The organism is Chryseobacterium subflavum (assembly GCF_055762745.1).
The window spans coordinates 1649224-1669750 of record NZ_JBVTMR010000001.1 but is presented as its reverse complement, the minus strand read 5'-3'; the positions used below and the strand labels follow the sequence as shown (position 1 = coordinate 1669750).

The 20527-nt window shown below is 34.7% G+C and carries 16 protein-coding genes; 11 read left to right on the top strand and 5 right to left on the bottom strand.

Annotated features, from left to right (window positions below; translation table 11 throughout):
• Nucleotides 1-158: 158 nt before the first annotated feature.
• The 6 genes from AC0INN_RS07300 (at nt 159) to AC0INN_RS07275 (ending at nt 8477) form a co-directional block, all read left to right on the top strand.
• The gene (locus AC0INN_RS07300; protein ID WP_273648184.1) at nt 159-1649 is read left to right on the top strand and encodes an MFS transporter; all 1491 of its coding nucleotides are present in this window, start codon (nt 159-161) and stop codon (nt 1647-1649) included.
• Between the two features lie 180 nt (nt 1650-1829).
• Nucleotides 1830-3995, top strand: a complete 2166-nt coding sequence (locus AC0INN_RS07295) for a T9SS type A sorting domain-containing protein (RefSeq protein WP_273648183.1) — start codon at nt 1830-1832, stop codon at nt 3993-3995.
• Nucleotides 3996-4172: 177 nt separating this feature from the next.
• Nucleotides 4173-5099: a mevalonate kinase family protein gene (locus AC0INN_RS07290; RefSeq protein WP_273648182.1), complete on the top strand. Its 927-nt coding sequence runs from the start codon at nt 4173-4175 to the stop codon at nt 5097-5099.
• 11 nt (nt 5100-5110) lie between these two features.
• Complete coding sequence (locus AC0INN_RS07285) at nt 5111-6040, top strand: UbiA family prenyltransferase (protein ID WP_172278442.1); 930 nt, start codon at nt 5111-5113, stop codon at nt 6038-6040.
• 64 nt (nt 6041-6104) lie between these two features.
• Nucleotides 6105-7277 (top strand): proline dehydrogenase family protein, encoded by a 1173-nt coding sequence (locus tag AC0INN_RS07280; RefSeq protein ID WP_273648181.1) that lies wholly within the window; start codon nt 6105-6107, stop codon nt 7275-7277.
• Nucleotides 7278-7457: 180 nt separating this feature from the next.
• A complete protein-coding gene (locus AC0INN_RS07275; protein WP_273648180.1) occupies nt 7458-8477 on the top strand; it encodes a T9SS type A sorting domain-containing protein in 1020 nt (339 codons plus the stop codon).
• 55 nt (nt 8478-8532) lie between these two features.
• Here the strand turns inward: AC0INN_RS07275 and AC0INN_RS07270 are convergent, their stop codons facing one another.
• On the bottom strand, nt 8533-9072 hold the full coding sequence (locus AC0INN_RS07270) for a helix-turn-helix transcriptional regulator (RefSeq protein ID WP_306612511.1): 540 nt from the start codon (nt 9070-9072) through the stop codon (nt 8533-8535).
• A gap of 831 nt (nt 9073-9903) precedes the next feature.
• Here AC0INN_RS07270 and AC0INN_RS07265 point away from each other — a divergent pair.
• On the top strand, nt 9904-11013 hold the full coding sequence (locus tag AC0INN_RS07265; protein WP_273648178.1) for a M14 family zinc carboxypeptidase: 1110 nt from the start codon (nt 9904-9906) through the stop codon (nt 11011-11013).
• A gap of 64 nt (nt 11014-11077) precedes the next feature.
• On the opposite strand, the gene AC0INN_RS07260 is transcribed toward AC0INN_RS07265, so the two are convergent.
• Complete coding sequence (locus AC0INN_RS07260) at nt 11078-11593, bottom strand: DUF4920 domain-containing protein (protein WP_273648177.1); 516 nt, start codon at nt 11591-11593, stop codon at nt 11078-11080.
• A 144-nt stretch (nt 11594-11737) separates the two neighbouring features.
• Between AC0INN_RS07260 and AC0INN_RS07255 the strand changes: the two genes are divergently transcribed.
• From AC0INN_RS07255 to AC0INN_RS07245, 3 genes are all read left to right on the top strand, one after another.
• A complete protein-coding gene (locus AC0INN_RS07255) occupies nt 11738-13153 on the top strand; it encodes an APC family permease (RefSeq protein WP_273648176.1) in 1416 nt (471 codons plus the stop codon).
• A gap of 189 nt (nt 13154-13342) precedes the next feature.
• On the top strand, nt 13343-13783 hold the full coding sequence (locus AC0INN_RS07250) for a GPW/gp25 family protein (RefSeq protein ID WP_273648175.1): 441 nt from the start codon (nt 13343-13345) through the stop codon (nt 13781-13783).
• A gap of 21 nt (nt 13784-13804) precedes the next feature.
• Nucleotides 13805-15688, top strand: a complete 1884-nt coding sequence (locus tag AC0INN_RS07245) for a type VI secretion system baseplate subunit TssF (protein ID WP_172278428.1) — start codon at nt 13805-13807, stop codon at nt 15686-15688.
• Nucleotides 15689-15739: 51 nt separating this feature from the next.
• Here the strand turns inward: AC0INN_RS07245 and AC0INN_RS07240 are convergent, their stop codons facing one another.
• The 3 genes from AC0INN_RS07240 to AC0INN_RS07230 form a co-directional block, all read right to left on the bottom strand.
• Nucleotides 15740-16039, bottom strand: coding sequence for a putative quinol monooxygenase (locus AC0INN_RS07240; RefSeq protein ID WP_273648173.1), 300 nt, complete (start codon nt 16037-16039; stop codon nt 15740-15742).
• Nucleotides 16040-16058: 19 nt separating this feature from the next.
• Nucleotides 16059-16733: a type 1 glutamine amidotransferase domain-containing protein gene (locus AC0INN_RS07235; protein WP_273648172.1), complete on the bottom strand. Its 675-nt coding sequence runs from the start codon at nt 16731-16733 to the stop codon at nt 16059-16061.
• Nucleotides 16734-16855: 122 nt separating this feature from the next.
• A complete protein-coding gene (locus tag AC0INN_RS07230) occupies nt 16856-17431 on the bottom strand; it encodes a Crp/Fnr family transcriptional regulator (protein WP_172278422.1) in 576 nt (191 codons plus the stop codon).
• 154 nt (nt 17432-17585) lie between these two features.
• On the opposite strand from AC0INN_RS07230, the gene uvrA reads away from it, so the two are divergent.
• Nucleotides 17586-20414: an excinuclease ABC subunit UvrA gene (gene uvrA, locus AC0INN_RS07225; RefSeq protein ID WP_172278420.1), complete on the top strand. Its 2829-nt coding sequence runs from the start codon at nt 17586-17588 to the stop codon at nt 20412-20414.
• The last annotated feature ends 113 nt before the right edge of the window (nt 20415-20527 follow it).

The window sequence follows — 20527 nt, the reverse complement described above, 5'->3', positions numbered from 1 at the left end:
GCTCCAATTTTTGTTTTAAAACCTGTAATTATAATTCAAGACCTCTACATATCAATAGTATTTAAAGAATTGATAATATATCAGGATATTCTAATTAATAAAAAAAACTGCTGAATATTCAGCGGTTTTTCTATTTTTGTGCATCTAATATATTTGAAATGTCCGAAACAGAGAATCAACGACCAAAAAATATTAAGAATAATCCAAAGATAATGAAGGCTTGGGCAGTGTACGACTGGGCCAATTCTGTTTACTCTTTGGTTATTACCTCTACCATCTTTCCTATTTATTATTCTATTCTTACTACCGCATATGAAAAAAAGGAGTATGTAACTGAGACAAAACAATGGATTGATGTTCCTGTAAGGCATTTAATAAAGATTTTTGGAAAAGAATATCAACCTGATGCAGTGTATGGATATTCACTTACCATATCGTTCTTTATCGTAGTATTATTATCTCCATTTTTATCTTCTTTGGCAGATACGATCGGAAATAAAAAATCATTTTTGCAATTCTTCTGTTATCTTGGAGCTACTTCATGTATGGGATTGGCTATGTTTACAGGAATGCATAATGTATTTTTAGGATTACTTTTCAGTATTACAGCAAGTGTAGGATTTTGGGGAAGTCTGGTATTCTATAACTCATTTTTACCCGATATCGCAACTCCGGATAAGCAGGATGCTCTTTCAGCAAAAGGTTATGTCTACGGTTATATTGGTTCTGTAGTTTTAGTTGTTATTTGTTTAGTTCTGATTCAGGTTTTCGCTAAAGGTGCTGCCCAACAACTTTTATTTACAAGAATAAGTTTCTTATTAACGGGAGCATGGTGGTTTGGTTTTTCCCAGTATACTTTTAAACATTTGCCACAATTTGGAAATGTAAAAGATAACCTGCCAAAGGATCTGGTTTTATTAAATTATAAGAATATATTCAAAAAGCACGCAGAACAAGGAGGTTTTTTTGAGGTACTTAAAGATAATATGAGCTTTTATAAAGATATTGCCAAAGAAAGCTTTCATGAACTTTTTAAGGTAGGAAATGAGCTTTTTAAAGATAAAAATCTGAAATTTTTCCTTTCGAGTTTCTTTTTTTATAGTGTGGGAATGCAAACCATTTTCCTCATGGCTACGCTATTTGGTAAAAGTGAAATTAATCTCGCACAGGATAAGCTTATAGGGACTCTTCTGGTAATCCAGATCGAGGCAATTATAGGAGCTATAATTTTCTCCAGATTATCAAAGAGAATAGGAAATAAAAATGTAATTTCTATCGCTATTGTGTTATGGATTGTAGCCTGTCTATGGGCCTATTTCTTAAATAAAGAAAATCCAAATGTTGAATATCAATTTTATGGAGTTGCAGCAGTTGTAGGTTTAGTGATGGGCGGGCTTCAGGCCATGTCCAGATCAACATATTCAAAACTGTTACCTGAAGATTCAATGGAAAATACAACCTATTTTAGTTTTTATGATGTATTGGAAAAAATAGCCATTATTATCGGAACATTTATTTTCGCAACATTGATTGAGCATTTTAATAATATGCGTATTGCTGCCCTTTCAATGACTTTATTTTTTGGGGTTGGCCTTATACTGATTAGGTTCCTGAAGGTCAAAATGCTGAAAGATCGTGATACATTGTAGACGACATAAATAAAAAAGACGCTTATAAGCGTCTTTTTTATTAAAAAGGTCTAAAAAATGATAGAAGCATATTGTTAATTAATTAGCCTTTTTGTTATATTGTACTTATCATTTTAATAATTTTCATGACGATTAATCACTAGGTGTAGATTTTTTTGTTTATTTGTATAAAAATTAATAATGATAAAGAAAATTCTACTTTTTAGCATTTCGTTATGCTTTGTCTTAAATTTTGCTCAGAATTTAAGGCCTGTCTCGCAGAAAATATCAGAATATCATAAACAAGGTAAACACTTTGAGAAATATGATCTTTTCAATATTAATAGAACTTCACCTAAAATGGAGGAATATAAAAGGGCAGCCACAGATATTACTGCAATGACTATCCATTCTGTAAATCTAAAAAAGTTGGTCAGAGACAAGCCTGAATCTATTGAAATTTCATTTCCTTTCGAAGGAGATAAAAAGCTTACCGTAGAGCTTTACAAGCATCAGATTTTTACAGATAACTTTAAAGTAACCACCAATACAGGGGAAATTGTGCCATATAACCCTGGAGCGTATTACAGAGGTATCATTAAGGGAGATAATTCTTCGATCGTTGCTTTTAGCTTCTTTGAAGATGATGTAGTTGGAGTAGCTTCATCCTCTGAATTAGGAAATGTTATTGTCGGAAAAATAAAGAATTCGGAAGATTTTGTAAGCTATTCTGAGTCAAAACTTACAGACACGAATCCTTTTGTTTGTGGAGTAGACGAGTTAAAAGAAAATCAGGTTCAAAAGACATCATTTGATCCTGCTACTGTTAATAAAGCTGTTACTGAAAACTGTGTCCGGATTTATTATGAAGTTTGTTTTGCTCCTTATCAAAATAACGGCTCCAATACAACAACGGTAACGAATTGGCTTACGGCTGTTCATAACAATATCGCAACACTTTATAATAATGATGATATAAAAGTAGCCCTTAATGAAATTTTTATCTGGACTACTGCGGATCCTTATACAGGAACTCCTGGTGCTAATCTTAGCAGCTTCAGAACAAACAGGCCTACTTTTAATGGAGATCTTGCTCATTTAGTAAATGCTCCGGCTACAACGAGTATTGCCTATCTCAATTCACTTTGCACGGGAAACAAATATGCATATTCGGGCATCTCTCAGACCTATTCCAATGTTCCTGTTTATTCATGGACTATCCAAGCAATGACTCATGAAATGGGACATAGTTTAGGTTCTCCCCATACCCATGCTTGTGCATGGAATGGTAATGGAACAGCAATAGACGGATGTGGTGCACAAGCTGGGTATAGTGAAGGCTGCACAGGCCCGATTCCGGCCACCACGGTAAAGGGTACGATCATGAGTTATTGTCACCTGGTTTCAGGGGTGGGAATAAGTTTTAGTAATGGATTTGGTCCTCAGCCTGCAGCACTAATCAGGAATACCGTCGACTCCAAACCTTGTCTGGGAACCAACTGTACAACACCTTGTGCGCTTAGCATTACGGCTATGAATATTTCTAATGTTACTACAAATACAGCAAATGCTACTATTACGGATGGAACTTCTACTTCATGGAAGTATAAATTGACAACAATGGACGGGACAGTTGTAACATCAGGAAATACAACCACTCAAAATATTAATTTAGCGAACCTTCAACCGGCCACTTACTACAGACTTTTTGTAGGATCGGGTTGTTCGGGATCAAATGCTTTTCAAAGATCCCAGTTATTTCTAACAGATGCCAATTGGTGTGGAGGTATATTATTTACGGATACAGGAGGGGTGAATGGTGCTTATGGTAATAATGAAACTATTGTAAAAACTTTTTATCCGAGTTCCGGTTCGGCACTCAGCATGACTTTTACAGAACTTGAACTGGAAGAAGACTATGATTATATGTATATTTATAATGGTCCTTCAACGACTTCACCTTTGTTTGCTAATGGGACTTTAACTGGGAATACATTGCCGGGAGTATTTACTTCTACTCATGCTACAGGTGCTATTACTGTAAGGTTTGTATCGGATCCTGCTGAAACAGGAAGTGGTTGGAAAGCAGGTTTTTCATGTGCTGTTCTAGGTATTGAAGATGTAAGTACAAAAGACAATACCGTGAATATTTATCCTAACCCAGCAAAGAATATGATTGTCATTTCAGCCAAGGAAAACCTCAGATCCTATAAAATGTACGATGAAGCAGGAAGGTTAGTATTGTCATCCGATTCATTAAAGGGAAATAAATCAGAAGTTAATATTTCATCAATACAAACAGGAAATTATGTAGTTTCTGTAGAAACGGAAAAACAGACGGTAATAAAGAAATTAATAAAACAATAATACCCAATAAAAAAGCCTGATCAAATCAGGCTTTTTTATTGGGTTGATCAGGTTGGAAGTATGAATAAGGCTTATGGTTACAAATCCATTATTGTTCAAAAAATATTGTAATTCGGCCCGGATTTTGATTATATTCAGCAGAATAATCTTAAATTTGCAAAAAGATTTATTGTCAAGATGACGAACCCTCTATTTTACGCAAAAATAATTCTGTTTGGAGAATATGGGATGATAGAAGATTCCCAGGGGCTTGTGGTACCTTATAGTTTCTATAAAGGAGCTTTAAAATTCTCTGATCTGAATTCTGAATTTGAATTGAAATCAAATCAGCATCTGCAGAAATATTCTGATTTTCTTGCGGATCTTAATCTTTCTGATGACTTCCAACTTAATATAGAAAGTTTTAAAAAAGATATTTCAAATGGACTTTTCTTTGATTCTAATATTCCTCAGGGATATGGGGTAGGAAGTTCAGGGGCTTTAGTAGCTGCTATTTTTGAACGTTATTCTATGAATAAGCTTAACCCGGAGAATATTTCCAAAGAAAATCTTAAAAAACTGAAAGCTGTTTTTGGAGAAATGGAAAGCTATTTTCACGGCAAAAGCTCAGGAATGGATCCTTTAATCTGTTATATGAATCTTCCCATCCTTATCGAAAACAAAGAAAATCTCGATAGGGTTGCTATTCCTGAAGGGGAAGAAGGAAAAGGAGCAATCTTCCTTATAGATTCCGGAATGACCGGAGAAACCGGCCCGATGATTCAGATTTTCTTTGAAAAAATGAAGACAGAAGGTTTCCGTAAAACATTAAAAGAGGAGTTTATCCGTTATAATAATGCCTGTATCGAGGCTTTTCTGAAAAAGGATATGAATCCTTTCTTTAGAAACTTGAAAAAACTTTCACACTGGGCTTATGAACATTTTCGACCAATGATTCCGGAAAGTATTTTCAACATATGGAAGAAAGGTCTGGATTCCAATGCCTATTATCTTAAGCTATGCGGAAGCGGTGGCGGAGGATATATACTTGGATTTACCAAAGACTATGAAAAGGCGGAAAAAATGCTTGATGGTTTTAACAAAGAGGTTATTTACAGATTTTAAACAGATTGGGAATGAATTCTGAAAAAGAAACTTTCCAATCAAAAAACTATATATCTAAATCTTTATTTTATAGATTCTCACAGTTCGTGGGCTTTCTTTTAGGCGCAAGGTTTTTTGTAGCGATCTTGCTTACATTTGCGCTTTATGTATCTACTTTTTTCTTATTTAATCAGGAGGAAAGTCTTCGAAATTTTGTCTTCGATTTTAAGGTTCACGGTATTATTTTCTGTACGGTACTGAGCATTCTAGCGGGAGGAATTATCAACCAATTCTACGATTTTGAAAAGGACCATGTGGTGAAACCTTTTCGTACAAGAATTCAAAGTTTTATTGCCCAGAAATATTTCTTGTACGCATATCTCGCATTAAGTGTTATTTCCCTGGGAGTTGCTTGGTTTATTTCACATAACGTATTTATTTTTTTTCTGATCTATCAGTTTTTTATGTGGTTTTACAGCCATAAGTTAAGCCGTGTATTGCTGCTGAATAACCTTACTTTTGTAAGTCTTACATTATATCCTTTCTTTGGGATGATGGTATACTATGAAACTTTTTCCAAAAAGGTTCTTTTAATGGCCATTTTCCTTTTTTTGATCCTTTTATGCATTGATATTGTAAAAGACACACTGACCAAAAGCGTTGATAAAGCGTTTGGATATACTACAATTCCTAATTATTTCGAAAATAAAACAACTAAAATCATTATCGTATCTCTGCTTATTGTAACGATGGTGGTGTCTATGAAGCTAATTATGAGAACCGGGGTCTCCGGTTTTATGGCTTATTACTTTGTCGGCGGGATGTTTATTATGATTTTATGTATTTATTTACTCCTCAACTACTCCCGGAAAAGCAAGTTCATAACATTGAATATATTAAGACTTTGGGTCTTCGTAGGAATTATTGCGATGCTTTTGAACGGGATCGAAAGTAAATTTTAAAAAATATTTTTTAAAAAGACTAAGGTTATTATTACCTTTGCAAAATTAAATTTAATAAAAAGGAATGCCCATTTTTAACGATACTAAAGTTGCATTTGCAGACAAAACAGATGCCCAATTAAGAAAAGCATATTGGATGTTTAAAATGATTGAACAACCGGCTTTAACCAGTGTTGGAACTTCTATTCTTAATTTTACCGTTCATCATAATTTTCCTTTTGTAACCGGGATTGTAAAAAATACTTTATTCGAACAATTCTGTGGTGGCGAAACACGGGAAGAAAGCATGAAAGTGGTAAAGCAATTATTCAAAAGAGGGGTTGGAAGTATTTTCGATTACTCAATTGAGGGAAAAGAAGATGAAGAAACTTTTGATGCAGTATGTAAGGAAATCAAGGATATTGTAAGATTCTCCGTAGGAAATCCGGCAATTCCATTTATTGTTTTTAAGCCTACAGCTTTTGGAAGAATTGATCTGTATGAAGCAGTTGGTAAAAACGCAGAGCTAACGACCAGCCAGAAAGAAGAATGGGAAAGAGTGGTAAGAAGGTTTGATGAGGTTTGTAAGCTTTGCCATGAGAATGATAAGAAAGTAATGGTTGATGCAGAAGAAACATGGATGCAGGATGCTGCAGATCATCTTTGTGAAGAGATGATGGAAAAGTACAACAAAGAAAAACCAATTGTTTGGAATACGATTCAGATGTACAGAACCGGAAGGCTGGAATACATGGAAAGCCATTTGCAAAGAGCCCGAGAAAAGAATTATTTTATAGGCTATAAAATAGTACGTGGAGCTTATATGGAAAAGGAAAGAGCCAGGGCAGAACAAAAGGGATATGCAGATCCTATCCAGCCTAATAAAGAAGCAACTGATAGGAACTATAATGCAGGAATTGATTTTGTAATGAATCATTTAGATAAAGTTTCAGCATTTTTTGGAACCCATAATGAGATCTCTTCCGAGTTGGTTATGGATAAAATGAAAACAAAATCTCTGGAAACGGGTAATCTTCATGTATATTTTGGACAACTTTACGGGATGAGTGATAATATTACATTCGCTTTATCAGATAAAGGCTATAATGTGGCTAAATACCTTCCTTATGGTCCAGTAAAAGACGTAGTTCCTTATTTGACCAGAAGAGCTCAGGAAAACACTTCTGTGGCCGGGCAGACCGGTAGAGAACTGGGACTGTTAAAGAAAGAATTAGAAAGAAGAAAAAACAGTAAATAATTAATACCAATTATTTAAAAATAATAAACCTCACCAATTGTGAGGTTTTTTTATTCGCATTATTAAGGTATATTCAGTGTTATATGACTTTTTTGTGAAAATAATTTAATATTATTTTGTTTTCATTGTTAATTATTTATTAATTTAATATATTTGGTTAACACATTAAAAATAAAATAAATGAGAAAAATTTTACTTATTGCTATCATCACAATAGCAAATTTTACCTTAGCACAAACCTACACTAATGGAGGTTTAAGTACGGGAACTACTTCGAAAAGTGGTGTTACTGCACCTGCTGGATACACATGGTCTGAAGTTCAGAATAATACAGGAAATACAACAGAGTCCAATACAAGTTCGGGCTATGGAGGGACTTATAGTTCAACAACAAGTAGCTTTTTTATTGCAGATGATTTTACAATTCCTCCCGGTGCTCAATGGCAAATTAGTACGATAGATTTTTTTGCTTATCAAACCGGATATACAGGAACAACGTCTCCTTTTAATACAGTGAGGGTAAATATATTCAGTTCTGATCCTTCTGTTTCAGGTGCGGTAAGTGTTTTTGGGAATGATACAACCAATAGGTATACTACAGGGGTAGATTATAATACATATAGAATATTTAATAGCGCAGTACCTACTTCAGCTTCTGTACCGGGGACAACAAGGAAAATTTGGAAAATTACGGCAAGTACACCTGTTACCTTAAACGCTGGCACTTATTGGATAAAATATCAATTACAAAACGCAATTACAGCAAATGCAGGTTTTTTACCTTCTGTTACTATACCAGGAAGCAGAGGGCTTGCCAGTTTTAATGCTAAACAAAATAATGCCGTAGCAGGAACATGGATTTCATTAATAGATGATGGAAATCCTACAACAGCACCTGATTATACTGTTGATATGCCCTTTATAATAACATTTACATCAACAACATTGGGAACTAATGAAGTGATGCAATATGATAACAGGATACAGGTTTATCCCAACCCTGTAAAAGATATTTTTAAAATTAGTAATCCCGAAAAGATTAAGATCAGCAGTGTGGAAGTAATTGATGTATCAGGAAAGTTAGTGAAAACACTAAAAGGTTCAGAAGAATATAATGTTTCTGAACTTCCTACAGGAAATTATATTTTAAAAATTAAAAGTAATGAGATTACAAAAATGACTAAACTTTTAAAACAATAGGTTTAGTTTTTTCTTAAACTATTTTCAGCCTGATCAATTCTTTGATCAGGCTTTTTTATGGCTCAAAACTTTCGAATTTTCCGTTTTCATAAAACAAAACGATTCTTTTTATCTTACTTTTTTGATTTTCAATTACTTGATTAATAATTCTCTCATTTGAATTCTCTAATCGCTGAGAATCGTTTATTTTTTCCTGAGCTTTAACCTTGTACGGTACAGGAGATTCTCGAAGGGGTTGTTTTTGGGGAACAATTTCATCTTCATCAATGCCGAAATCTTCATCATCGTTCATCATGGTAAACAGATCAGGGAGGGAAGTAGGCTTTAACTTTTCTTCATCCGGTTCATCTGGTTCGGGAACTGAAGTTTCGGGTAAGGCTGATTTGAGCATTTCACCTTCGCCATTGACTAACCAATCCCAAAGGATCTCAGGGAAATGAGATTTTATTTTTATAATAAATTCCAAAGAAGGTTTGTTCCTTCCGGAAGTGATATGAGAAATGGAAGATCGCTGTACATCGATCTCATCTGCGAATTCAGAAGGAGTAAGTCTTGAATACTCGATAACTTTGGAAATTCTTTCATTTAAACTCATAAAAATAAGCTTTTAATTGTTTTACAAATGTAAATAATAAATTTACAAATGCAAAATACAAATGTAAATAATTATTCACATTCATAATATACAAAAGTAAATAGGTATATTGTTGATAAACAACATATTATATTACTCATAAAATTCTACTGTAATTTTTATTCAACAATTTATCCTCATATCTGATTTTAGTGATATATACTTAAAATAAGAAGTCAATAAATTTTCTGTTAATAGGATGCTGTTCAAAAATTAGTATTAATCTTCTGATAAGGCTCTATTCATCACTATTTATTGTCTTTTTGAATGACGCTGGAGTAGGACCAATGATAAATGCCTGATTTCAACCATATATAATATGAAGTTATACTCAAATTTAAACGCTAAGTGTCTATTAATGGCAATTTCTTATGAGAAACTGATTAAGATTAATCTGAAAATTCCTCAATGCATTACTATATAATAAAATGACTTTTTATCTGTCCTATTTAATGACGGAAATCAAAAAAAATAAGAAAATAATCCACAATTTACATTTGTATACAAGGCGGGAAATTTATGTTTTCCACATCTTACTGTGTTTAATCACATTACCCTCAATTGAGGATAAATAGGGAATTGATCACTTCAAGTAAATTTAAAATAAGCATTTAGATAATCATAGTAAATATTTGATTTTAAATTACTTAATAATATTATATTAAATTATTAGCAATCCACAATTTTATCCACAGACATTATGGCAATTTACATTGTTTAATAAAGTTACAAATGTTAATTTTATTTTCTCTTTAAAAATGGCTAATTTTGACTCATGTAAATTATTATGAAATGAACTTTGAACAGATCTATCTTCAAAATCCAAATTTTCCTAATCGCTATATTTCCCCTGAAAAATTATTTTTTTACCTACAGACGAATCTCAGCGAATATATTACAGAGATAGGAAGATCGTATTTGGAGAAGCCCATTTATAAATTAAGTATTGGCAGTGGACCTATTAAAATACTGGCATGGTCGCAAATGCATGGAAATGAATCAAACGCTACCCATGCTATGCTTGACTTACTGGTAAGTCTTGATAAATATCCTGAAATGAAGGAAGATTTATTCAGCAAGATCAAACTTGACTTTATCTTTATGCTAAATCCTGATGGCTCTGAAAGATGGACAAGGCTAAATGCAAAGGATATAGACCTTAACAGGGATTTTCATAATGAGGCCAGTAAAGAGATTAAGTTCCTTAAGAATATAGTATCTGCAAACCAATATGATTATGCTCTGAATTTACATGAGCAAAGGACTATTTTTACAACAGATGGAATCCATCCAGCCACACTTTCGTTTTTGGCTCCCTCTGAAAATGAAGAGCGCACCGTTACGGACAACAGAAAAAAATGTATGGCAGTGATTGGAAGGATATACAATCATTTAAAAGATTTAATTCCTAATCAGATTGGAAGATATTCTGATGAGTTTTATCCAACATCAACTGGTGATAATTTTATTAAAGCAGGAATGCCTACGATTCTATTTGAGGGAGGACACTTTGTAGATGATTATACAAGGACAGGAACAAGAAAATATTATACTATAGCATTATTCTATGCTTTAAAAGCCATCAGTGAACTTAATTCTGATATTACAGGCTGGGAATCTTACCTCGATATTCCGGAGAATAAAGAAAGCCACTACGATATTATCTACAGAAATGTAAAACTGAATACAGATCATCATTGTATTTTAGATATCGCAGTTCAGTACAGAGAAATTAAAGAAGAAGGAAAAGATGATTTGTCTTTTATTCCATTTGTTATGGAGGTGGGAGATGTAAAGAAAAGAAAAGGATGGCTTGAAATAGATTGTACGGGAAAGAAATTTTTGTGTGCTACCAAATACCCTAAGCTGGATGAAAAAGTAGATTTTAGTATTGAAGATTAAAAAATGAAAAATAAAAAGCGGAACATTTGTTCCGCTTTTGTTTTATTAGATGAGGTTTGCAGGATTAATTAATAACTTTGATTCCATTAGCTACAAATCTCACTTCCTCTTTTGGTTTTGTGATAGCGTCGATCTCTGATTGTGGTTTTTTAGCATCTTCAGCATAATGCTTTTGTTCATCTACAGAGATTACTTTTCTTTCGGCATTTCCTTCCAAAACAACGTTTTTCCCTTTCAGAGCAGTAGGAACGAAGAATGCATAATCTTTCATTTTTACAAAGAACTGAGAATTATCTTCAGTCTGAATAGTTAGCCAGCATCCTTTTTTCTCACATACATCGGTTACTTTTCCTTTGATGGCTACATTCTCAAGTTTTTTATTTTCTTTTTTCAGTTTTTTACCAAGTTTTTCAACCGTAATCGCCTTAGATTCTACAGATGAGTCAACACCAGCACCATAAGTATCTCCCACGATAGCATTTCCTGCCGGCGGAGCGAACTTTTTCTGTGATGTCTCCTGAGCGAATGCTACAGCAGAAGTACTGATTGCAACCGCAAGTAATATGGATTTGAATTTCATTTTTAATATTTTTTTCAAAAATAACAATAAAAATTGAATTAATAAGTTAGATATACTTGATAAAAAATAGGTGTATTTGTAATTTTTGCATAAAATTCAAAATCAGAAACTTATTTGTTTATATTTGGAAATTCTAAATAATCTATGCAGAAAAAATTAAAACTTTGGGATGCCATTATGTTGGTAATGGGTTCTATGATTGGGAGTGGAATCTTTATTGTAAGTGCCGATATGATGAGGAATCTGGGATCCGGATACTGGTTGATCGTAGTATGGGTTATTACAGGAATAATGACAGTGGCAGCAGCGATAAGCTATGGGGAACTGTCTGCATTGTTTCCTAAAGCAGGAGGACAATATACTTACCTTAAGGAGATTTTCGGTAAAAGGATGGGGTTTCTATATGGCTGGGGGCTTTTTACGGTTATTCAGACGGGTACTATTGCTGCCGTTGCAATGGCTTTCGGTAAATTTACTGCTTACCTGATTCCAGCACTTAATGATGCTGAAGCAATTTTTCAGAGTGGTGAGTTTAAGATAACGTGGATCCAGATATTAGCAATTGCCGTTATTCTTCTTCTTACATACATCAACACAAGAGGAGTAGAAAGCGGGAAGATTTTACAGAATATCTTTACAGGCTCTAAAATTATAGCATTAATAGGTCTTATTGCAGCCGGATTTATTTTAGTTGATGTTTCCCATCTTTCTGAAAATTTTGGATTTGGTTATGACTCATTTAACAATCTGAAAAAAGATATTAGCGGAAATTTTCTCAAACATGGATGGGAACCTATTGGAGGAATGACCTTACTTGGAGGTGTTGCCGCAGCTATGGTAGGTTCCGTTTTCAGTTCTGTAGCCTGGGAGAGTGTTACTTTTGTATCCGGCGAAATTGATAATCCTAAAAAAAATGTGGTTAAGGCAATGATCTATGGTACTTCTGCCGTAATGCTTCTGTATATAGCAGTAAATTATGTATACCTGAATGCTTTGGACCGGGATTCCATTGCTTTCGCGGCTAATGACAGAGTAGCGGTAGCTGCTTCGCATCATATATTTGGAAGTGCCGGAACAATTATTATTGCTTTACTGGTTATGATTTCTACTTTTGGGTGTAATAACGGACTGATCCTCGCAGGAGCCAGAGTTTTCCAGACAATGGCGAAAGATGGTATGTTTTTCCAGTCGGCAGAAAAAAACAATAAAAATGCAGTTCCCGGAAATGCACTTTGGATGCAGGGAATCTGGGCTTCTTTATTATGCCTGAGCGGGCAGTATGGAAATTTACTGGATATGATTTCTTTTGTGATTGTTTTATTCTATATGATTACTGTTTTTGGTGTAATCTATTTAAGATTTAAACAGCCTAATCTTGAGAGACCTTATAAGACATGGTTATATCCTGTTACTCCTCTTATTTATTTATTAATAGGAACCGGATTTTGTATTTTACTATTGATCTATAAGCAACAATATACCTGGCCGGGGTTTATAATGGTGATATTAGGGCTTCCTGTCTATTATTTTATCAACAGGAACAAAAAAACAGATCAGTAGTACGATCTATTTGCTAAATAAAAAAAATCCTGGCAACGGAGGTAAAAAATAGTTTACGGCTTTCAAGATACTTTGAAAGCCGTAATTTTTAAATGATATTTTTATTTCTTATTATTTCCTGAAAATGTTTAAATTGGTATTTTGTTTTATGCGAATGAAATAATACTGTCAAAACAAAAAAGTTGATATATGGACACACCAAATTACAGAATGCCTTTTGTTCCGTCAACACTAATGTCCGAAGGAGGAAGTATTGATACCTGCGACATGGGAGAGAGTATAGCCCATAACATTATGTTGCTGATAACCACTAAAAAAGGAGAAAACAGATATGATGAAAATTACGGAAATGATGTTTGGAACCTTGAATTCGATAATGGAGTTACAAGCGCTGTTTGGGAGAATATATTCATTAAAAGTCTAAAAAGACAGATACAGGAATATGAACCAAGAATTGTTCAGCCACAGATTGACGCCCACATACAAATTGTAGAACATAGCTACGATACCAAAGAGCACACGGAAATAAAGAAAAAAGTAAGAATTGCCATTAATGCCAAAATGGAGGCAACCGGTGAGCGGTTTAGCTTTTCTACAGAACTGTTTCTGAGCCCTATGTCTATTGATTAATGCTTATTGTAATTGAAATTTATGAATCTAGATCAAAATATATATTCCAAAGAATCTGTAAAGGCAAGAATGCTTCAAAACGCAACGAAAGTATGGGGATTGAAAAGTCCACAATCTTTGGACCCGTTTGTGAAATTACTGATAGATGCCTTCAGTACTGAAATTTTTAAAGCAAATAATGAAATACAGACCGTAAATGCCCGTATTTTAGAGAAACTGGCAAAATTACTGACTCCTTCTATTTATACACATCCAATTCCATCGCATGCTATTGCCTTTACTCAACCTTCAGAATCTTCAGAAGTATTGCTTGAGCATACGGAGTTTTTCTTTAGAAAGCAGATGACCTCTACGGTTAAATCAGAATCGGATAAACAGGTTAACATTCCTTTTACGCCAATCGGTAATGTAAGAATCAATAGAATTCAAACTTCTATTATGTTTGTAGGGAATACATGCTATAGTATCGATGACCGACTGAATAAAATACCTATTTCAAGATTTCAGGGAAAACCGGAAGATTACCGTAAGGTAACCATTGGAGTGGATGTCTCTAAGTACGTAAGTGAGAATTTTCCTAAATATTTAAGTATATTTTGCTCCAATCCTGCCTTTGAACATCTGGATTTTGTTTATAAGCTATTGCCTTATCTTACGGTTACAAGCGATGGCAATCCATTATTTGTGAGGGAAGGCTTATCATATCTTAAAAATGCTCAGGCAGAAGGATATGAACAAATGTTCCGTGAACAATCGATCAGGACAAAAACAATTGAAGATATTAAAAGCATCTACCATCACAAATTCATTGAAATAACAGGATTATCAAACAGCTTGTTTTCGGAAGCCGGTAAACTCCCACAGAATCTGAATTTTCTTGAAGGAAGAGAAGAGATAGAAAAATATATTGATGGAAAACAATATCTATGGCTAACTTTTGAATTTCCGCCACAGTTTTCTTCAGAAATTCTTGATAATTTCTCATTTGTTTTCAATGCTTTTCCTATTTATAACAGAGGATGGAAAAAAACGGAATACAGCCTTGATATCATGGGAAATAATATTCCTTTGGTAACAGATGAGGGAGAACATTTCTTATATGTTGATGAGGTACAGGATGGAGAGGGAAGGAGATATACGGAAATTCCTTTTACTCCGACCGACGACCTTAAAAAAGGACTTTATACGGTAAGAAAAGGAGGAATGGAACGCTTTACCAACAGAAATGCAGTCGATATGATTGCCAATGTTCTGGAACTCACAAGAGACGAGATTGCAGCATTTTCACTTTTAAACAGGGACAATGTAAAAGGGATGTTGAGCGAGATGTCTGATAAAATGAAATCAATGGTACAAAAGGTTAATAATGCTAAAAGAAGTATCAAGCAGGAACTGAATTATGTTATTATGGAACCTGTTGAAAAGACTGATCATACATATGCATCCTTTTGGATTACTCATTGTACTCTGGCCAATCATATGCGTCCGGGAACCGAATTATCCAATCAGCTGAAATCGCAGTCTTTAGTGCTTCTTACAGAAACAATCGGAGGAGCTGAAGAACAAAAAGGAACAGACAGCATTCAGGCCTATAAATATGCACTTACAACCCGTGATAAGATAATCTCATTGGAAGATGTGAAAAATTATTGCAGAATGGTTCTTAAAGATGAACTGAAAGAGGTAAGGGTAAGAAGGGGAACTATGATCAGTAATAAGCCTAAGGAAGGTTTTGTACGAACAGTTGAGATTGAAATTATCCCTCAGAATTATTCTTTTTACGGAAGAGCGTATTGGGAGAATATGTCCAACATGCTTCGGAACCAGATCATTTCTAAAGCAATAGATGGTATAGAATATATTGTCAGTATCAGTAACGAAGATGTTGACTTTTTTGAAAACTAAATTAAAATTCCGGAAAAACATAATTTCCGGAATTTTAATTTTATAAGGGCATCATACAATTTTATCCATAAGGATCACTTCTCTGCTTTCGAGTAAAGGAACAATTTGTTCCAACACCAATTTCTTAAAATATTCAGAATTACGATGTATCTCTACAGCCTCTGAATCTTTGTATCCTTCAAATAAAATCAATGTATTCTTATCCGATTGACTCTGATGGAGTTTATAAAATAAATTTCCATCTTCCCGGGAGCTTTGTTCAGCAACTTCTTTCATCATATTCAATACGGTAGGTAATTCTCCCTCTTTTACCTGCCACCTCGCATATACATAAACTTCTTTCTGGCTCATTTTTTTAGATTTAATTAGATTATTTAGCTTCTAAAGCAGCAACTATTTTTTCACCCACTCCTTTTGCGGAGGCGGGGTTTTGTCCTGTAATCAGATTCCCATCAGCAATGCTGTTGGCTGACCATGGTTGTGCAGCGTGGAAAATAGCGCCTTGTTCCGTTAAAGCAGATTGAAGGTCAAAGGGAACATCTTTTCTCGCATAGTTGTCTTCTTCTTTTGTGGTAAAGGATGTAATATTTTTTCCGGCTACCAAATAGCTTCCATCGCTTAATTGTACATTGAGAAGAGATACAGGACCATGACATACGGCTCCTACAATACCATTTTTTTCATATATCTCAGCTATAAATTTCTTGAGAAGAGGTGCTTCCGGCATATCTACCATTGGTGCTAAACCACCGGGTATGAACACAGCATCATATTCATTACTATTAAAATCTGATAACGAAGCTGCTTTTTGCATATCTGACCATCCGGTACCTGTAAGGAATTTTAAATTATCAGGATCATCAGCTAAATTTAAGGCATCTAAAAATGGTGTCTCTCCTGTCAGACTGGCAAAATCAATCTGATAACCGGCTTTTAAAAATTCTGCATACGGATGTGCTACTTCCGGAAGGAAAGTTCCTGTTCTTCTGTTTTCCGGCCCGATTGAGCTGGCATTGGATACAATGATTAATACTTTTGGTTTCATGACTTGAATTATTTGTTATTTTGCTTCGTCGGAATTCTTCCGATTGATATAGCAAATTTATGGTGATAAGACATGCTAAAAGAAGGATCGGAGTCACAAAAAAAGTGTGATTTCGATCACACTCAGTACTTGTTATCATTGGTATACAATCTGCTTAGAGTCTCCCTGCTTACGCCCAGATATTCCGCAACATATTTTTTCGGGATCTGGAGGATAAGATCTGGGTATAATCTTGAGAATTCTTCATATCGCTGTTGAGGTGTACTGGATAATAGTAATGTAATCCTTTGCTGTAAAGCAATATATCCATTGGTAAGTTTTACTCTGAAGAAATGTTCCATTTTATGAAATTCAGCCGCCAGTTTCTCTCTTCCTTCAAGGGTCAGGCATACCACTTCACCCTCTTTCAGGCATTCCACAAACATAGTTGCATTGTTTTGTTTAAAAAAACCGATGTAATCGGTCATCCACCAGTTCTTTTTGGCAAACTGTACAATATGTTCTTTTCCATTTTCATCGATGTAAAAAACTTTATAAATTCCATCTAAAGCCAGGAATTCAAATTTTACTTCATCACTTTCGTGAAGCAGGAATTGATTCTTACGGACTTTCCTGAGTGTAAAAAATGTTTTGATATATTCGAATTCTTCATCAGTAAGGGACGTTATCTCTTCAATATGGTCGCGTAGTCTTTGCATTGATTAGTTAGGGTTAAAGCAATGTAAATTTAAACTTTAAAAAACAAAAACAGGACTTTTAGAGTTAATTAATCTAACACTTTTTAACATAAAAAATTCCATAAAATTCCGTAATTTTGCACATTGTGATTTTCAGGTAAAGTCACGCCAAATTATGAGTAAATCAACAGAATATATAGAAATTTACGGCGCACGCGAGCATAACCTTAAAAATATCAATGTCAAAATTCCACGCAATGAATTAGTGGTTATTACGGGGCTTTCCGGTAGTGGAAAATCTTCATTGGCTTTTGATACCATTTTTGCAGAAGGCCAGCGTCGTTATATAGAAACATTTTCTGCTTATGCACGACAATTTTTGGGAGGATTGGAACGTCCTGATGTCGATAAGATAGAAGGATTATCTCCCGTAATTGCTATCGAGCAGAAAACAACAAATAAAAACCCACGATCTACGGTAGGAACGGTTACGGAATTGTATGATTTCCTTCGTCTGTTATATGCAAGGGTTTCTGACGCCTATTCCCTTTCTACGGGAAAAAAATTGGTTAGCTATACGGAAGACCAGATTCTTGAAACTATTAAAGAAAACTATAAAGGGGAAAAGATCATGCTTATGGCCCCTGTAGTCCGTTCAAGAAAAGGGCATTATCATGAGCTTTTCGTACAGATGGCGAAAAAAGGGTATGGGCAGGCAAGAATTGATGGTGAACTACAGGATATTGAATATGATCTAAAGCTTGATCGTTATAAGACACACGATATTGATATCGTTATTGACCGTTGGATCATTGGAGAAAATGCATCTGAAAGCAGAATGGAGAAGTCACTCAGAACTGCTATGGAGATGGGAGAGGGAATTATCGGAATTCAAAAATTAGGAAGTACGGAAATTGAGTACTTTTCAAAAAACTTAATGGATGCAGAAACAGGACATTCATTAGCATTGCCGGAACCCAACACATTCTCCTTCAACTCACCGAAAGGAAGCTGCCCGGACTGTAAAGGTCTTGGTACTATTAAAAAGATTAATACGGATTATTTTGTGGAAAATCCTAAATTATCCATTAATCAGGGAGGTCTGTTGCCTTTAGAAGATATTAAATCGAATAAATGGATTTTAGCACAGATTAAAAATATCCTGGAGATATTTGGTTTAGGTCTTACAACTCCCATGAAGGATATTCCTGAAGAAGCTTTGGAATATATATATTATGGATGTCATAAAGAATTTAACAAAGACCTTAAATATGCAGGGATCACTAAAAAGATAAAGATTAATTTTGATGGATTGATTCCTTTTATGGAAGAAATTATTGATGAAAAAGAATCTTATGAAGGGGTTTTATTGGAAAGACATTTTACTACTGAGGAAACATGTCCTGAATGTAACGGAACCCGCCTGCAGCCATCAAGTCTGAGCTTTAAAATTGATGGTAAAAATATTGCTGAGGTTAATGGATTGAGTTTGGCTGATCTGAAAGATTGGCTCCATGATGTTAAAGATAAATTCTCAGAAAAAAATAAAATTATTGCTTACGAAATCTTAAAAGAAATCGAAACCAGGCTTCAGTTTTTGCTGGATGTGGGATTAGACTATTTAAGCTTAAGCAGAAGCTCAAAAACGCTTTCAGGGGGAGAATCCCAAAGGATCCGTCTGGCTACACAGATCGGTTCTCAATTGGTTAATGTTCTTTATATCCTGGATGAACCCAGTATCGGACTTCACCAAAGGGATAATGAGAGGCTGATCAATTCATTGAAGAACCTGAGAGATATCGGAAACTCTGTTTTAGTGGTAGAGCACGATAAAGATATGATCCTTGAAGCGGATGAGGTTCTGGATATTGGTCCTAGGGCCGGGAAGTTTGGAGGTGAAATTCTATGGCAGGGAAAACCTAAAGATCTTTTGAAAGCCGACACTATCACAGCGGATTACATTAATGGGAAAAGAAAAATCGAAATACCAGCCGAAAGAAGATCTGGAAATGGTAAGAGCATCGTTTTAAAAGGAGCTACAGGAAACAACCTTAAAAATGTAAATCTCAATATTCCTTTAGGAAAGCTTGTGGTGGTAACAGGAATTTCGGGAAGTGGTAAGTCTTCTCTGATTAACGGAACATTATATCCTATATTGAACAAGCATTTTTACAGAGCGGTTCAGGAACCTTTGCCATACAAAAAAATAGAAGGGCTTGAGAATATTGATAAAATAGTAGATGTAGATCAAGCTCCGATTGGAAGGACTCCTAGATCTAATCCAGCAACCTACACAGGAATGTTTACTGATATCAGAAATCTTTTTGCAGAGCTGCCGGAAAGTAAGATTCGCGGTTACAAGCCGGGAAGATTTTCTTTCAATGTAAAAGGTGGAAGATGTGAAACATGTCAGGGAGGTGGATTGAAAGTAATTGAAATGAACTTCCTTCCGGATGTGTATGTACACTGTGAAACATGTAATGGGAAAAGATTCAACAGGGAAACCCTTGAAGTCCGTTATAAAGGTAAATCAATTTCTGATGTACTAGATATGACAATTGATGAAGCAGTAGAGTTTTTCCAACCTATTCCTAAGATCTACAGTAAAGTTAAAACTTTACAGGATGTAGGTTTAGGGTATATTACAATGGGACAGCAATCAACTACACTATCAGGAGGAGAAGCCCAGCGTATTAAACTGGCTACTGAGCTTGCCAAAAGGCAAACCGGAAATACACTCTATATTCTTGATGAGCCTACCACGGGTCTGCACTTTGAAGATGTTAAAATTTTGATGGATGCGATCAATCAATTGGTAGAACTCGGAAATTCATTCATTATTATTGAACACAATATGGATGTAATCAAATTGGCCGACCATATTATTGATGTGGGACCTGAAGGAGGAAAGCACGGCGGACAGATTGTTGCCCAGGGAACTCCGGAAGAAATCGTGAAGTCTAAGAAAAGTTTGACCGGTAAATTTCTGAAAAAAGAACTATAGATATCCAATATTTATACTCCATTGGAATAGATATTTTTATTTACAGAATTCATTTTATAAAGAGAGGATAGAGTACTATCCTCTTTTTTATTCCTAAATCTAAAAGATTCTTG

Excerpts from the sequence above, each read along its gene's own strand:
- AC0INN_RS07300 (WP_273648184.1), top strand. The coding sequence starts at position 159 with ATGTCCGAAACAGAGAATCAACGACCAAAAAATATTAAGAATAATCCA.
- AC0INN_RS07295 (WP_273648183.1), top strand. The coding sequence starts at position 1,830 with ATGATAAAGAAAATTCTACTTTTTAGCATTTCGTTATGCTTTGTCTTA.
- AC0INN_RS07290 (WP_273648182.1), top strand. The coding sequence starts at position 4,173 with ATGACGAACCCTCTATTTTACGCAAAAATAATTCTGTTTGGAGAATAT.
- AC0INN_RS07285 (WP_172278442.1), top strand. The coding sequence starts at position 5,111 with ATGAATTCTGAAAAAGAAACTTTCCAATCAAAAAACTATATATCTAAA.
- AC0INN_RS07280 (WP_273648181.1), top strand. The coding sequence starts at position 6,105 with ATGCCCATTTTTAACGATACTAAAGTTGCATTTGCAGACAAAACAGAT.
- AC0INN_RS07275 (WP_273648180.1), top strand. The coding sequence starts at position 7,458 with ATGAGAAAAATTTTACTTATTGCTATCATCACAATAGCAAATTTTACC.
- AC0INN_RS07270 (WP_306612511.1), bottom strand. The coding sequence starts at position 9,072 with ATGAGTTTAAATGAAAGAATTTCCAAAGTTATCGAGTATTCAAGACTT.
- AC0INN_RS07265 (WP_273648178.1), top strand. The coding sequence starts at position 9,904 with ATGAACTTTGAACAGATCTATCTTCAAAATCCAAATTTTCCTAATCGC.
- AC0INN_RS07260 (WP_273648177.1), bottom strand. The coding sequence starts at position 11,593 with ATGAAATTCAAATCCATATTACTTGCGGTTGCAATCAGTACTTCTGCT.
- AC0INN_RS07255 (WP_273648176.1), top strand. The coding sequence starts at position 11,738 with ATGCAGAAAAAATTAAAACTTTGGGATGCCATTATGTTGGTAATGGGT.
- AC0INN_RS07250 (WP_273648175.1), top strand. The coding sequence starts at position 13,343 with ATGGACACACCAAATTACAGAATGCCTTTTGTTCCGTCAACACTAATG.
- AC0INN_RS07245 (WP_172278428.1), top strand. The coding sequence starts at position 13,805 with ATGAATCTAGATCAAAATATATATTCCAAAGAATCTGTAAAGGCAAGA.
- AC0INN_RS07240 (WP_273648173.1), bottom strand. The coding sequence starts at position 16,039 with ATGAGCCAGAAAGAAGTTTATGTATATGCGAGGTGGCAGGTAAAAGAG.
- AC0INN_RS07235 (WP_273648172.1), bottom strand. The coding sequence starts at position 16,733 with ATGAAACCAAAAGTATTAATCATTGTATCCAATGCCAGCTCAATCGGG.
- AC0INN_RS07230 (WP_172278422.1), bottom strand. The coding sequence starts at position 17,431 with ATGCAAAGACTACGCGACCATATTGAAGAGATAACGTCCCTTACTGAT.
- uvrA (WP_172278420.1), top strand. The coding sequence starts at position 17,586 with ATGAGTAAATCAACAGAATATATAGAAATTTACGGCGCACGCGAGCAT.